Annotated in this window: 10 protein-coding genes and 1 pseudogene; 3 read left to right on the plus strand and 8 right to left on the minus strand. The window is 75.7% G+C overall.

Annotation, left to right across the window (positions count from 1 at the left end; translation table 11 throughout):
• Nucleotides 1-44: 44 nt before the first annotated feature.
• Nucleotides 45-782 (minus strand): copper resistance CopC family protein, encoded by a 738-nt coding sequence (locus tag WAA21_RS17130; RefSeq protein ID WP_336924065.1) that lies wholly within the window; start codon nucleotides 780-782, stop codon nucleotides 45-47.
• Nucleotides 783-887: 105 nt separating this feature from the next.
• Between WAA21_RS17130 and WAA21_RS17135 the strand changes: the two genes are divergently transcribed.
• Both WAA21_RS17135 and WAA21_RS17140 read left to right on the plus strand, forming a co-directional pair.
• Nucleotides 888-1,397, plus strand: coding sequence for a MarR family winged helix-turn-helix transcriptional regulator (locus WAA21_RS17135; RefSeq protein ID WP_336924066.1), 510 nt, complete (start codon nucleotides 888-890; stop codon nucleotides 1,395-1,397).
• Nucleotides 1,394-3,238: an MDR family MFS transporter gene (locus tag WAA21_RS17140; protein WP_336924067.1), complete on the plus strand. Its 1,845-nt coding sequence runs from the start codon at nucleotides 1,394-1,396 to the stop codon at nucleotides 3,236-3,238. Before WAA21_RS17135 ends, WAA21_RS17140 begins: the two co-directional genes overlap by 4 nt.
• Nucleotides 3,239-3,258: 20 nt before the next feature.
• On the opposite strand, the gene WAA21_RS17145 is transcribed toward WAA21_RS17140, so the two are convergent.
• Nucleotides 3,259-3,618, minus strand: coding sequence for a hypothetical protein (locus WAA21_RS17145; RefSeq protein ID WP_336924068.1), 360 nt, complete (start codon nucleotides 3,616-3,618; stop codon nucleotides 3,259-3,261).
• A 269-nt stretch (nucleotides 3,619-3,887) separates the two neighbouring features.
• On the opposite strand from WAA21_RS17145, the gene WAA21_RS17150 reads away from it, so the two are divergent.
• Nucleotides 3,888-5,744 carry an LVIVD repeat-containing protein gene (locus tag WAA21_RS17150; RefSeq protein ID WP_336924069.1) on the plus strand — a complete coding sequence of 619 codons (1,857 nt, stop codon included), beginning with the start codon at nucleotides 3,888-3,890 and terminating at the stop codon, nucleotides 5,742-5,744.
• A gap of 121 nt (nucleotides 5,745-5,865) precedes the next feature.
• On the opposite strand, the gene WAA21_RS17155 is transcribed toward WAA21_RS17150, so the two are convergent.
• The 6 genes and pseudogenes from WAA21_RS17155 to WAA21_RS17180 all read right to left on the minus strand — a co-directional run.
• Nucleotides 5,866-7,542 (minus strand): dihydrolipoamide acetyltransferase family protein, encoded by a 1,677-nt coding sequence (locus tag WAA21_RS17155; RefSeq protein WP_336924070.1) that lies wholly within the window; start codon nucleotides 7,540-7,542, stop codon nucleotides 5,866-5,868.
• Nucleotides 7,543-7,572: 30 nt separating this feature from the next.
• Nucleotides 7,573-8,568, minus strand: a complete 996-nt coding sequence (locus WAA21_RS17160) for an alpha-ketoacid dehydrogenase subunit beta (RefSeq protein ID WP_336924071.1) — start codon at nucleotides 8,566-8,568, stop codon at nucleotides 7,573-7,575.
• On the minus strand, nucleotides 8,565-9,782 hold the full coding sequence (gene pdhA / locus WAA21_RS17165; RefSeq protein ID WP_336924072.1) for a pyruvate dehydrogenase (acetyl-transferring) E1 component subunit alpha: 1,218 nt from the start codon (nucleotides 9,780-9,782) through the stop codon (nucleotides 8,565-8,567). Before pdhA ends, WAA21_RS17160 begins: the two co-directional genes overlap by 4 nt.
• Before the next feature lie 159 nt (nucleotides 9,783-9,941).
• Nucleotides 9,942-11,177 carry a hypothetical protein gene (locus WAA21_RS17170; protein ID WP_336924073.1) on the minus strand — a complete coding sequence of 412 codons (1,236 nt, stop codon included), beginning with the start codon at nucleotides 11,175-11,177 and terminating at the stop codon, nucleotides 9,942-9,944.
• A 165-nt stretch (nucleotides 11,178-11,342) separates the two neighbouring features.
• Nucleotides 11,343-12,413, minus strand: coding sequence for a histidinol-phosphate transaminase (locus WAA21_RS17175; protein ID WP_336924074.1), 1,071 nt, complete (start codon nucleotides 12,411-12,413; stop codon nucleotides 11,343-11,345).
• Between the two features lie 31 nt (nucleotides 12,414-12,444).
• Nucleotides 12,445-13,857, minus strand: a pseudogene (locus WAA21_RS17180) (hypothetical protein); the annotation flags it as partial.

Raw genomic sequence — 13,857 nt, forward strand, 5'->3', positions numbered from 1 at the left:
GGCGCCCGCCGACGCGGCGGCCGGGGCGCGGGCGGGCGTCGTGCTCACGTGCCCGTCGGACCGCCGCCGGCCGACCGGCGCCGCCAGGCGAGGACGCCGGCCGTCGCCGCCGCGCCGATGATCGCGACGCCGGTGAGAGCGGCGGCCCAGCGGGGCAGCCCCTCCTCCGTGCCCGCGAGCGGCTCGGTGGCCTCCGTCACCGCGGTCGAGGCCGTGTCGTCGGTCGGCTCCACCTGCGGCTCCTCGGTGGGGGCGGCCGTCGCCTCGACCTCGACGGCGGACGGGTCGGGCGTCTCCACCGGCGCGGCCGGCGCCTCCGACGCGGCGTCGGACGACCCGGGGGACGGCTTAGGAGCCGGGGCGGCGGCGATCGCGGACTCCGGCAGGACGAAGTCGCTCGTGTGCTCCACGGGGTGCCCGTCGACGCTCACGACGCGGGCGACGACCTGCCACTCCCCGGCCGCCGCCGGGTCGTCGACGAGGTCGGCGAGCGCCGGGTCGTCGGCCACCGGGACGGACACGTCGACGCCGTCGACGGTCGCCTCGACGACGACCGGCTCGCCCCCGGGCGGGATGACGGCCGTGTCGACGAACTGGGGGGAGATGTCCTCGTCGTACGTCATGACGACGACGGCCGGCAGCGCGTCGACCGTGCTGCCCTCCTCCGGGTCCGACCCGAGGAACTGCGCGTGGGCCGAGGCCGCGGGCGCCGAGGCGAGGACGACCCCTCCGGCCAGCAGCGTGGCGGCGAGGAAGGGCAGGACACGCGGACGGGTCGGCACGACACCACGGTACGTCGTCCGCTCCGGCGGCCGGCTCGGCGGGCGACGGTGCGCCGGCCGGGAGACGGGCTTGCCAACTAGTTGCATGGTGCATACAGTTTACGGGTGACCGACCCGCGACCCGACGCCCTCCGCGGCCCGGACGCCGTCGGCCTGCAGCTCGTCCGCCTCCGCAAGTCGACCGAGGCCGTCCGCAGCCGCGTGCTCGCCGCGGGCGGCCACGGGCTGGAGGGCTCCGGCCTCGCCGTGCTCTACCACCTCGTCAGCGGGGGGCCGGCGCGCGTGTCCGTGCTCGCCGAGCACCTCGGGCTCGACCCGTCCACCACCTCGCGGCACGTGGCCGCGCTCGAGCGGACCGGCCACGTCGAGCGGGTCCCGGACCCGGCGGACGGCCGCGCCGGGCTCGTGCAGGCCAGTGCGCTCGGGCGCACGGCGTTCGAGGAGACGCGCGCGCTGCGCAACCGGCTCATCGCCTGGGCGCTCGAGGACTGGTCGGCCGACGAGGTCGACGCCTTCGCCGCCGCCCTCACCCGCTTCAACGACGTCCTCGCCGAGGGCGACCCCCCCTCCCACGTGTGGCGCGACGGCGCCCCGTCCCTGCAGGAGACCAGGTGACCTCCCCCACCACGAGCCCCGCGCCCACGCTCAGCCAGCGGCAGATCTACGCGATCTTCGGCGGCCTCATCGCGGGCATGTTCCTCGCCGCGCTCGACCAGACCATCGTCGCGACGGCCATCCGCACCATCGCCGACGACCTGCAGGGTCTGTCGCTGCAGGCCTGGTCGACGGCGGCGTACCTCATCACCGCGACCATCACGACGCCGCTGTACGGCAAGCTCAGCGACCTCTACGGCCGCAAGCCGCTGTTCCTCACCGCGATCAGCGTCTTCATGGCCGGTTCCCTGCTGTGCTCCTTCGCGAACTCGATGGTGGAGCTCGCGCTCTTCCGCGCCGTCCAGGGGCTCGGCGCCGGCGGCCTGTTCTCCCTCGCGCTCGCGATCGTCGGCGACATCGTCCCGCCGCGTGAGCGCGCCCGGTACCAGGGCTTCTTCCTCGCGGTGTTCGGCACCGCGAGCGTGCTCGGGCCCGTCGTCGGCGGCTTCTTCGCCGGCGCGGACAGCCTCCTCGGCATCACCGGATGGCGCTGGGTGTTCCTCATCAACGTGCCGATCGGCGCGATCGCGCTCGCCGTCGTGGTCCGGGTCCTCCACATCCCCCACCGCCGTCGCCCGCACCGCATCGACTGGCCCGGCGCGCTGCTGCTCGCCCTGGGCGTCGTGCCGCTGCTCCTGCTGGCCGAGCAGGGCCGGGTGTGGGGCTGGACGTCGGCCGCGTCGCTGTCCCTCGCGGCCGTCGGCGTGCTCGGCATCGCAGGCTTCCTGTGGGCGGAGCGGCGGATGGGCGACGACGCGCTCCTGCCGCTGCGGCTCTTCCGCATCCCGACCTTCACCTTCGGCTCGCTGTCGGGCCTCGTCATCGGCATGGCGATGTTCGGTGGGCTCGCGTCGCTGCCGCTCTACCTGCAGATCGTCAAGGGTCAGAGCCCGACGGTCGCGGGCCTGTCGCTGCTCCCGCTCACCCTCGGGATCATGGCCGGCTCGATCACGTCCGGGCAGCTCATCTCCCGCACCGGGCGGTACAAGGTCTTCCCCGTCGTGGGCGCGTCGCTGCTCGTCGTCGCCTTCGTGCTGCTCGCCCAGGTGGAGTCCACGACGCCGCTGTGGCAGACGTCGCTCGTCATGGTGCTGTTCGGCCTCGGCCTCGGCGGCAACATGCAGCCGATCGTGCTGGCGGTGCAGAACGCCGTCCCGGCGACCGACATCGGCGTCGCGACGAGCTCGGCGACGTTCTTCCGGCAGATGGGCGGCACCCTCGGCACCGCGGTCTTCCTCTCGATCCTCTTCGGAACGGTCGGGGACCGGATCGCCGCGCGCTTCGCCGGCCTGCTGCCCGACCCCGCCTTCCAGGCGGTCCTGCAGGACCCGCAGGTGCAGGCCGACCCGGCGAACGCCGCCGTCCTCCAGCAGCTCGCGGACGCGCAGGCGGCCGCCGCGGCCGGCGGCACGCCCGACGTGGCCGGGACCGGGGTGCTCGACGACTCCTCGTTCATCAGCGCGCTCGACCCGGCGCTGGCCGCGCCCTTCCAGGCCGGCTTCGCCGACGCCATGCAGCTGCTGTGCTGGGTCGCCGCCGCCGTCACCGTCGTCGCGCTCGTGGTCGTGAGCCTCATGCCCGAGGTGCCGCTCCGGCAGCAGTCGGCGCTGGAGGAGCGCGAGGCCGCGGCCCGGGCGACCGCCGGTCCCGGGTCCGCCGAGGCCGAGGAGCGCGAGGCCGCGACGGTGCCCGCCGTCGGGCCGACCGTCGCCCCCGCGCCGGCGCCGGCCGACGTGGTCACCGGCGGGACGGCCGGCCCGGGCGAGCCGGGTCGCTCACCGGAGGGGGCGCGCCACGTCTGAGCGCCGCCGTGGGCGGGGCGTCACCCCGCGCACGTGTCGACGCTCGTGACGAACCACCCGCCGCCGACGTCCTCGACGAGGAACTCGGCCACGACGACACCGCCGGCGACCACGACACCGCGCTGATCGGCGCCGAGGCCCGCCTCACCGGCGGGCAGCCACCCCTCCTCCTGCGCCGCGTCGACGGCGGCGACCGGGTCGGGGAGGCCGGCGCCCTCCTCCAGCGCGACCTGCGCGCTCTGCACCGCGTCGTCGGCGCACGACAGCCGCACGCTGCGCTCCTCGACGGCCTGACCCGTCGCCGCCCCGGAGCCGCAGGCCGTGAGGCACCCGAGGAACGCGAGCGCCGCCGCGGCGCGCCCAGCCTCCCGCCGTGCCACTCGTCGATGGTGGCAGAGGTCGGGCGCGGCGACGGGCCGTCGAAGCCGTGACACGCGCTGCGGCGCGGCGGGCGGGCCGTGGGCGGGGCGAGGCCGCGTTACGGCCGTGTGACGAGTGGTGACGAGATCATCCGCGACCCTTCCCGAACGGACGGTGGGCGCCCTAGGGTCGCGCTCACCAGGCACGAGGCGACCGAACCGCCCAGGCGGTGCCGACGACGAGTGCGCGATCCCGGACGCACGGGTGCGTCCGTCACGAAGGACACCGCATGGCCCTGTCCCCCTCCCGCAGACGGCGTGCCGTCGCCGGCCTCTCGCTCCTGGCCGGAGCCGCCCTCACCCTCACGCTGCTCCCCAGCGCGCAGGCCTCCGTGGCCGAGCCCGACCCCCGCGAGGGGCTCGGCGCCGGTCTGTACGACGCCGAGACGGTCACGGAGGGCATCGACCTGCTCTCCACGCAGCCCAAGCCCGACGGCGTCAACGGCACGAACAGCGACCTCGCGTTCTCCGGCGACTACGTCTACAGCGGCAACTACAACGGCGTGAACATCTACGACGTCTCCGACCCGGCCGCGCCGGTGCTCGCGACGTCGGTGTTCTGCCCGGGCAACCAGAACGACATCTCCGTCTACGGCGACCTGCTGATCCTGTCGGTCGAGGCGACGTCCGGCCGCGTCGGCTGCGCCTCCGCGGCGGAGCTGCCCGGCGGCTCGGCCAACCCGCAGAACGTGTTCCGCGGCATCCGGGTCTTCGACATCTCCGACCGCACCAACCCCGTCAACATCGCCGAGGTGCAGACCTGCAAGGGCTCGCACACGCACACGATCGTGGGCGAGAAGGACGGCGACCTCTACGTGTACGGCTCGGGCACCGCGGGCGTCCGCAGCACCGCCGAGCTCGGCCGCTGCTCCGGCGCCAGCTCGCTGCTCGACCCGGACACGGCGAACTTCGCCATCGACGTCATCCGGATCCCGCTCGACGACCCGGCGTCGGCCGAGTGGGTCGACAACGCGCGCATCTTCTCCACGTGCGGCTCCAGCGCGTGCGAGGCCGACCACGCCTCGGGCGCCCTCAACAGCTTCCCGCTGAGCAACCCGCAGCCGCTCGTCGCCGAGGGCCTGCAGGCCCCCGGCGGGCAGTCGGCCTCGCAGGTCGTCACGTGCCACGACCTCACGTCCTACCCGGCCAAGGGCCTGACGGCCGGCGCCTGCCAGGGCGCGGGCCTGCTGCTCGACACCTCCGACCCGGAGAACCCGGTGCGCGTCGACGCGGTCGTCGACCCGAACTTCGCGTACTGGCACTCGGCGACGTTCAACAACGCCGGTGACAAGGTCATCTTCACCGACGAGTGGGGCGGCGGCGGCGCGGCCCGCTGCACGCCCACGTCGAACGTGTCGATCCTCGGTGGCGTCGTCGACACCCCGACCAACTGGGGCGCGAACGCGATCTTCGACATCGAGGGCACCGACGAGGCGCCGGACATGGCCCTCAAGAGCTACTACAAGATCCCGAACGTGCAGTCGGCGGCGGAGAACTGCGTCGCGCACAACGGCTCGCTCGTGCCCGTCCCCGGCCGCGACATCATGGTCCAGGCCTGGTACCAGGGCGGTACGTCGGTGTTCGACTTCACCGACAGCGCCAACCCGGTCGAGATCGCCTTCATCGACCGCGGCCCGGTCGACGCGAGCCGGCTCGTGTCCGGCGGCTACTGGTCGTCGTACTGGTACAACGGCGCGGTCTTCGGCAACGAGATCGCCCGCGGCTTCGACAGCATGGCGCTGACGGAGACCGACGCGCTCAACGCCGTCGAGCTCGCCGCGGCGGCGTCGGTGGTCGAGGACGAGACGAACGTCCAGAACCAGCAGGAGATCGTGTGGCCGGCGTCCTTCACGACGGTCCGCGCGTGGCAGTCCGCGGTCGAGCGGCAGGGCCTGCTGGACGACGAGCTGTCCGACAAGATCACCGCGACGGTGGACCGGGCCGAGCGCTTCAGCACCGGTCCGCAGGCCGCCAAGGCGAAGGCCAACAGCATCCGCGACCTGCGGCGGCTCGGTGGCCTCGTCGGTGACAGCGACGTCGAGGCCGGCCTGGCCGACGCGATCGAGGAGCTCGCCGACACCCTGTGAGGCCCGGTGGGGTGCGGGGCGACCCGCACCCCACCGCGCACCACCCTGCACCGCCCCTGCACCGCCGGTACGACGGAGGGCGGGTCCCCACCGGGGACCCGCCCTCCGCGCGTGCGAGGGGTCAGCCCCAGACGAGCGCCTGCGCGGGGTCGGAGACGAGCCGGGCGACCGCGGCCAGGTAGCGCGAGCCCAGCTCGCCGTCGACGAAGCGGTGGTCGAAGGACGCCGCGAGCGTCATGACGTCGCGCGGGACGACCCGCTCGTCCTCGCCCGCGCCGACCACCCACGGCTTCCGCCGCACCTGCCCGCACGCGAGGATCAGGCCGGTCCCGGGGGGCAGGATCGGGGTCCCGCCGTCGACGCCGAAGACGCCGACGTTCGTGACGGTGAGCGTCCCGCCGCTCATCTGCGCCGGCTGGATGGTGCCGGCGCGGGCGGTGTCGACGAGCTCACCGATCGCCCGGGCGAGCCCCGCGAGGTCGAGGGAGTCGGCGTCGCGCACCACGGGCACGACGAGGCCCCGGTCGGTCGCCGCGGCGAAGCCGAGCCCGACGTGCGGGTGCTGGACGATCTCCTGCGCGGCCTCGTCCCACGAGGCGTTGACCTCCGGGTGGCGGCGGGCCGCCAGCACCATGGCCCGGGCGACGAGCGTGAAGGGGCTGAGGCGGAGGTCGCGGGTGGCGCGGTCCGCCCTGAGCCGCACGAGCAGCTCGACGGACGCGGTGACGTCGACCTCGACCCACTCGGTGACGTGCGGCGCGGTGAACGCGGAGGCGACCATGGCCTCCGCGGTGCGCTTGCGGACGCCCTTGACGGGCGTGCGGACGGTCCCGTCGGCGCCGGCCGCGACGGGGGCGTCGGGGGCGTCGGCCCGGTCGGGCGTCGTGACCGCCGTCGTGCCCGACGCGGCGTGCTGCCGGTCCGCGCGCGAGGCGGCGAGCACGTCGTCGCGGGTCACGACACCACCCTCGCCGCTCGGGCGCAGCGCGCGGAGGTCGACGCCGAGGTCCTTGGCGAGCTTGCGGACCGGCGGCTTGGCGAGCACCGGACCGGCCGCGGTCGCGGCGACCTCCTCGAGCGGCTCCTCGCCGCCCTCGGCCCGGGCCGGCGGCCGGGGGCTCGCTGCACCCGGGCCGGCGCGGCGGGCACGGCGACGGGTGGCACCCGCGGCGGGGCCGTAGCCGACGAGCACGGCCTGACGGCCGGCCCCGGCGGCCGCCTGGGTGCTGGGGTGCGCCGCGGTCTGCGCGCTCGGCCCGACCGGCTCGCCACCCGGCGGCGGGGCGGGCGCGTCGGCGCCTGGGGCGCCCTGCGCGACCTCGCCCGCCGGCTCGCCACCGGTCGGCACGTCACCGTCGGCCCCGGAACCGTCGGCCCCGGAACCGTCGGCCACCGAACCGTCGGCCACCGGACCGTCGGTCCCGGAACCCTCTGGCTCGGAACCGTCTGGCTCGGCACCGGGCTCCGCACCGTCCGACGCGGAGCCAGGGGCCGGGCCACCGGCACCAGCGCCCCCACCGTCACCACCGCCGGTGCGGACGGCGAGGATCGGGGCGCCGACGGCGACGGTCTCGCCCTCGGCGGCCAGCAGCTCGACGACCTCGCCCGCGAACGGGCACGGGAGCTCGACGAGCGACTTCGCGGTCTCGACCTCGACGACGACGTCGTTGACGTCGACGGTGTCGCCCACGGCGACACGCCACGTCACGATCTCGGCCTCGGTGAGGCCCTCGCCGGCGTCGGGCATGCGGTACTGCTCGACGGTGCCGGTGGCACCGCCGGACGTCTGGACGCTCACGGCGTCAGTCCTCTCTGTCGTGCCCGCGCGTCAGTGCGCGAGCACCCGGTCGACGGCGTCGAGCACGCGGTCGAGGTCGGGCAGGTACTCGTCCTCGATCTTCGCCGCGGGGTACGGCGCCGAGAAGCCGCCGACCCGGAGCACGGGCGCCTCGAGGTGGTAGAAGCACGTCTCCTGGATGCGCGCGGCGAGCTCCGCGCCGAGGCCCAGGGTGAGCGGCGCCTCGTGGACGACGACGGCCCGGCCGGTGCGCCGCACCGAGTCGTAGACCGTCGGCAGGTCCAGCGGCGACAGGCTGCGCAGGTCGACGACCTCGAGCTCGGCCGTGCCGTCCTCCGCGGCGGCCTCCGCGGCGGCCAGGCAGGTGCGGACCATGGGGCCGTAGCACAGCAGGGTCGCGTCGCGGCCCTCGCGCGCGACCCGGGCCGCGTCGAAGCGCAGCGGCGCCTCCTGCGAGCCGAGCGACACGCCGTCCGGCACCTCGCCCTTGTCCCAGTAGCGGCGCTTGGGCTCGAGGAACACGACCGGGTCGGGGCAGGCGATGGCCTGCTGCACCATCCAGAACGCGTCCTCCGGCGTCGCGGGGCTCGCGACCCGCAGCCCGGCGGTGTGGACGAAGTACGACTCGGGGCTCTCGGAGTGGTGCTCGACCGCGCCGATGCCGCCGCCGAAGGGGATCCGGATGACGATCGGCAGCCGCACGTGGCCCTTCGAGCGGTTCCCCATCTTCGCCACCTGGGTGACGATCTGGTCGAAGGCGGGGAACACGAACCCGTCGAACTGGATCTCCACGACGGGCCGGTAGCCGCGCATGGCGAGCCCGACCGCCGTGCCCACGATGCCGGACTCCGCCAGCGGCGTGTCGATGACGCGGTCCTCGCCGAAGTCCTTCTGCAGCCCGTCCGTCACCCGGAACACGCCGCCGAGCGCGCCGATGTCCTCACCGAGCAGGACGACCTTGGGGTCGTCGTCCATGGCCGCCCGCAGGCCGGAGTTGATGGCCTTGCCGAGGCTCGTCTGGCTCATGCGCTCGCCCCTTCGGAGTCGTCGGCGAAGCCGGCCCGGTAGGCGAGGTACTCCTCGCGCTCCGCGTCGAGCACCGCGTGCGGCTCGGCGTAGACGTCGTCGAACATCGACTCGGGCTCGGGGTCCGGCATGGTGCGGCAGGCGGTGCGCAGCTCGGTGGCGATCTGCTTGGCCTCCGCGTCGACCTCCGCGAACCACGCCTCGTCGGCGGCGCCGGAGCGCGCGAGGTACGCCTTGACCCGCGCGATGGGGTCCTTGAGCTTCCACTCCTCGACCTCGGCGGCGATCCGGTAGCGGGTCGGGTCGTCGGAGGTGGTGTGGGCGCCCATCCGGTACGTGTACGCCTCGATGAAGCCGGGCCCCTGACCGGAGCGGGCCCGCTCGGTCATGGCGCGGGTGACCGCGAGGGTCGCGAGGACGTCGTTGCCGTCGACGCGGACACCCGGGATGCCGAAGCCCGACGAGCGCTGGAACAGCGGCACCCGCGTCTGCCGGGTGTTCGGCTCGGAGATCGCCCACTGGTTGTTCTGGCAGAAGAAGACGACGGGCGCGTTGTAGACGGCGGAGAAGACGAGCGCCTCGCTCACGTCGCCCTGGCTGGTGGCGCCGTCACCGAGGTAGGCGACGACGGCTGCGTCGCGGTCCGGCTCGCCGGTGCCGACGGCGTGGTCGCGCTGCAGGCCCATCGCGTACCCGGTCGCGTGCAGGCACTGCGAGCCGATGACGATCGTGTAGAGGGCGAAGTTGTGCTCCGCGGGGTCCCAGCCGCCCAGGCTCGCGCCGCGGTACAGCCCGAGCAGGGTCTTCGGCGGTACGCCCTTGCACCACGCCACACCGTGCTCGCGGTACGTGGGGTACACGTAGTCCTGCCGGCGCAGCGCGCGGCCGCTGCCGACCTGCGCGGCCTCCTGGCCGAGCAGGCTCGCCCACAGGCCGAGCTCGCCCTGCCGCTGCAGCGCGGTGGCCTCGGAGTCGAACCGGCGGACGATGACCATGTCGCGGTACATGCCGCGCACGTCGTCGTCGGTGACGTCCTCGACGTAGGCGGCGTACTCCTCCGCGGCACCCCGCGGGTCGAGCCGCTCCCCCTCGGGGCTGATGAGCTGGACCATCGTGTCGGGGCCGGTGCCCCTCGGGTGGTCCTCCTGCGTGCGCTGGACAGCAGGCGAGGTCCGGTCGGGACCTCCTGCCGTTCCGACGACGGTGTCGGGCACGTGCACCTCCTCGCCTCGGCGGGGGATCGCCCCACCTCGCCGATCCGGTGGCCGCACAGGTGCGCGGCGACCACCGGCGCCTGGGCACCCGGCCCGGGCACGTCGAACCTTACCCATGCCCCGTCGGCGAGCCAGCCACCGGCGCGGGGCGGGGCGGGCTCAGCCCTTCGGGCCGCCCTTGCCCTTGCCGTCGCTCGTGCCGTTGTCCTTGCCGCTGCCCTTGCCGTTGCCGTTGCCGGAGCTGCCCTTGCCCGTGGAGGTGTCGGGCGCGGCCTTCGCCGGCTTGCTCGCCGGCTTGCTCGCCGGCTTGCTCGCCGGCTTGCTCGCCGGCTTGGCGGACGGCTTGGCGGACGGCTTCGCGGACGCCTTGGGCGACGGCTTGGCCGACGGCTTCGGGGACGCCTTGGCGGACGGCTTGGCGGACGGCTTGGCCGACGGCTTGGCCGACGGCTTGGCCGACGGCGTCGGGGACGCCTTGGGCGTCGGCTTCGCGGACTCCTTGGCCGTCGGCTTCGTCGTCGGCTTCGTCGTCGGCGCCGTCGTCGATGTGGACGGCTTCGCGGACGGCGTGCTCCCGGCAGCGGGCCGGCCGTGACCGGCCGCGGTGGCGGGCGAGGTGGACCCGGTGGGCGCGGCCGACGGGGCGGCGGGCCGGTCGCTGGGGGGCGGACCGCTCGGCCCGTCGCTCGGCACCGGGGCCGGCGAGGCGGGTGCCGTGGGCGTACCGGTGGGCTCGGGCTGCGAGGTGGGGGCCTCGGGCCCGGACGGCGCGTCGGTCGGGGTGCCCGACGGCCCGTCGGTGGGGCTCGGAGCGGGTGCGTCGGTCGGGGTGCCCGACGGCACGTCGGTCGGCACGTCGGTGGGCACGTCGGTGGGCGCGTCGGTGGGCAGCGTCGTCGTGTCGTCGGTCGGGACCCCGGTGGGCGACGCGGTCGGGTCGCCCGGCACCGGCTCCGGCGAGTCCACGACCTCGACGAGCTCGGGGAGGGTGCCGACGATCGCGTCGACGAGACCGGTGCTCAGGTCGAGCGAGACGGACGGGGTGGGAGTGGGCAGCGGGAGCACGGCGGCCGGCACGACCGACGGCACGGGCGTGGGGGTGGGCGTCGGCGTCGGCGTCGGCGGCACGTACTGGCCGGTCTCGCTGCTGAACTCGCCCTCGCCGGACTGCACGAGCGAGAGGATCCGGGCCCGCTCCGGCGAGAGGGGCAGCTGCACGTCCGCGGGCTCGCGCACCTCGACGGCGTCCTCGTCCGGGAGCGCGGCGGCCACGACCTCGTCGTCCTGCGACGGCGCGTAGCGGGTCCAGCCCACGACCGCGACCGAGGCGACCGAGGCGGTGGAGACGGCCAGCACGGCGACGGTGGCGACCACGAACGAGACGCCCTGGCTCACACCCACACCGCTCACCTCCTGCTGCCGGACGGGGCCGCCGACGAGACGTCGCGGGGGACCCCGGGTTCTGCTCCGATGACGGTATCGGCGTACATGTCCCGGTTCTTTAGCCCGAATCGGGGACGTACTCTCGGTGACCGCACCCGTCCGGCCCCCGCTCCGTCGTCAGACCGCGAAGCGCGCGGCCGTGGCGACGAGCAGGTCGTTCGCCGCCTCCTCGCCGATGGAGCAGCGGGCACCCTCGCCGGGGAAGCCACGCACGGTGACGCCGACCGCCTCGCACGCCTCGACGAGCTCGGCGGTCCGGTCGCCGAGCGCGAGCCACACGAAGTTGCCCTGCGGGTCGGGGACCTTCCACCCGACGTCGGCGAGGGCGTCGCGCACGCGCGTCCGCTCGGCGACGAGCTCCTCGACCCGGGCGAGGAGCTCGTGCTCGGCCTGCAGCGACGCGAGGGCCGCCGCCTGCGCCGGCCCGGAGACGCCGAAGGGCACGGCCGTGACGCGCAGGGCGTCGGCGACGGTCGGCGAGGCCAGGGCGTAGCCGACGCGCAGCGCCGCGAGCCCGTACGCCTTGGAGAACGTCCGCAGCACGACGAGGTTGGGGCGCTCCGCGAGCAGCGGGGGCCCGGTGACCGCGTCGGGGTCCCGCACGAACTCCGTGTACGCCTCGTCGAGGACGACGACGACGTCGCGCGGCACCGCGGCGAGGAAGCGGCGCAGCTCCGCCTCGTGCACCGCCGGGCCCGTGGGGTTGTTCGGGCTGCAGACCAGGACGAGGCGCGTCCGGTCGGTGACCGCGGCAGCCATCGCGTCGAGGTCGTGACGGCCCGCGCCGTCCAGCGGGACGCGCACCCCCGTGGCGCCGCTGACCCCCACGACGATGGGGTACGCCTCGAAGGACCGCCACGCGAAGACGACCTCGTCGCCGGTCTCGCACGTCGCCTGGACGACCTGCCCGAGGACGCCGACGCTGCCGGTGCCGCACACCACCTGCTCGGGTGCAAGGCCGTGACGCTCCGCGACGGCGTGGACCAACCCGGTGGCGAACATGTCGGGGTAGCGGTTGACGAGCCGGCCCGCGTCAGCCAGCACGTCCAGCACCGACGGCAGCGGCGGGTACGGGTTCTCGTTCGACGACAGCTTGTACGACGGTCCTCCGGTGCCGGCCGGCGCGCGTCCGGGCCGGTACGCCGGCAGGGACGCGAGGGCGCTGCGCAGGCGGGGGACGTCGGCCACACCCGCACTGTAGGCGGCGCCGCGTCGCGGGTCACCCGGCACCTCGTGGCCGCTCGTGGCCGGCCGGGACCCGCTCGAGCACGTGGACCGAGCTCGCGCACGTGGCGCCGTCGCGGGCGAGGAACGGCGCCATCGAGCGCCGGTACGCGACGAGCGCGTCGTCGTCGGAGGCGTCGACGGCCGCGGCCGTGGCGGCGTACGCGCTCGAGGAGTGCGCCGGCACGGTGTCGCTGCGCCACGGGCCGTCGGGCGCGGTCGTGGTGACGGTCGTGCGGTCCGGCCGGTCGCGGTATCCCGGGTGCGGGCGCCCGTCGAGGCGGGGGACGACGTCGTCGACGTGCTCCAGCGCGAGCACCTGCACCCCGGGCGGCGGGGGGCGGCCGGTGAGCGGCGACCCGGCCGTGACGACGTGCGTGACGCTCGCGTGCCGGCGGAAGGCCGGGTCGCCCGCCAGGTGCGCGGCAGTCAGCCCGCCCTGCGAGTGACCGACGAGCAGCACCGGCTGCCCGGGCCGCACCCCGGCGCGGCGGACGGCCTCGGTGACGCCCGCCGTCACGGCGGTGCCGCTGCCACCGACGAGAGCGAGGTTGGCGGCCATGTCCATCGGCGAGCCCCGGCCGTCGACGTCCCACTCCTGCGTGCCGGGGACGTGGACGACCCACGCGACCGCGCCGTCGGCGCCCGTCACGCGGTCGACGCGGACCTCCCCGCGCCCGGGCCGGCGCGCACCCGGAGGCAGCGCGTCGTGCTCGCCGGGTCCGGGCTCGCGCCACGAGGCGACCGTCTGCCCCCGGCGGAGCAGGTCGGCCACGCCGGTCGCAGGGCGCGCCGCGGGGTCGACGCCGCAGCCGACCGGCTCGCGCACCGCCGTGACCCGCACCCCGTCGTCACGGACGAGTCCGGTCGCCCGGCCCACGACCGTCACGAGGCGGGCGGTGGCGGCCGTCCCGGGGAGGGCGAGCACTCCCGGGACCGTCCGCACGAGGACGTCGACCGCGTCCGGACGCGCGGCCACGGCCCGTCCCAGCGCGACCGGGTCGGCGCGGTGACCGGCCAGGGCCGCGACGCCCACGGCCCCGGCTCCCCACACGGCCGCGTGACCGGCGAGGACACGGGCCGCCGGGCTCGGGGCCGCCCAGCCGAGCCAGCCCCGCGCCAGCAGCCCGCCGGTCAGCGGCACCGCGCGCGCCGCGCCGAGGAGCGCCTCCTCCCGGGCGCGGTACGCACCGGCCGCGGCCAGGACCGCGCCGGCCGAGGTCAGCAGGCGTCCGGCGGCGCGCACGAGCCGGGCGGCGGCCTCGGTGCCCTCGGCGGAGGACCGCAGCAGGGCGACGCCACCGGCGCCGGCGTCGCCCGCCCCGCCGCCCGTCGCGCCGCCCGGCGCGCCGACCGGCCCGACCGGGCCTGCGAGACCACCGGTCACGACGGCCGCCGCGACCGCCCG

Source organism: Aquipuribacter sp. SD81, from assembly GCF_037153975.1.
GTDB lineage: Bacteria > Actinomycetota > Actinomycetes > Actinomycetales > JBBAYJ01 > Aquipuribacter.

What these genes read in the sequence shown, in the direction of transcription:
- WAA21_RS17150 (WP_336924069.1), top strand. Translation starts at nt 3,888, where the DNA reads ATGGCCCTGTCCCCCTCCCGCAGACGGCGTGCCGTCGCCGGCCTCTCG.
- WAA21_RS17160 (WP_336924071.1), bottom strand. Translation starts at nt 8,568, where the DNA reads ATGAGCCAGACGAGCCTCGGCAAGGCCATCAACTCCGGCCTGCGGGCG.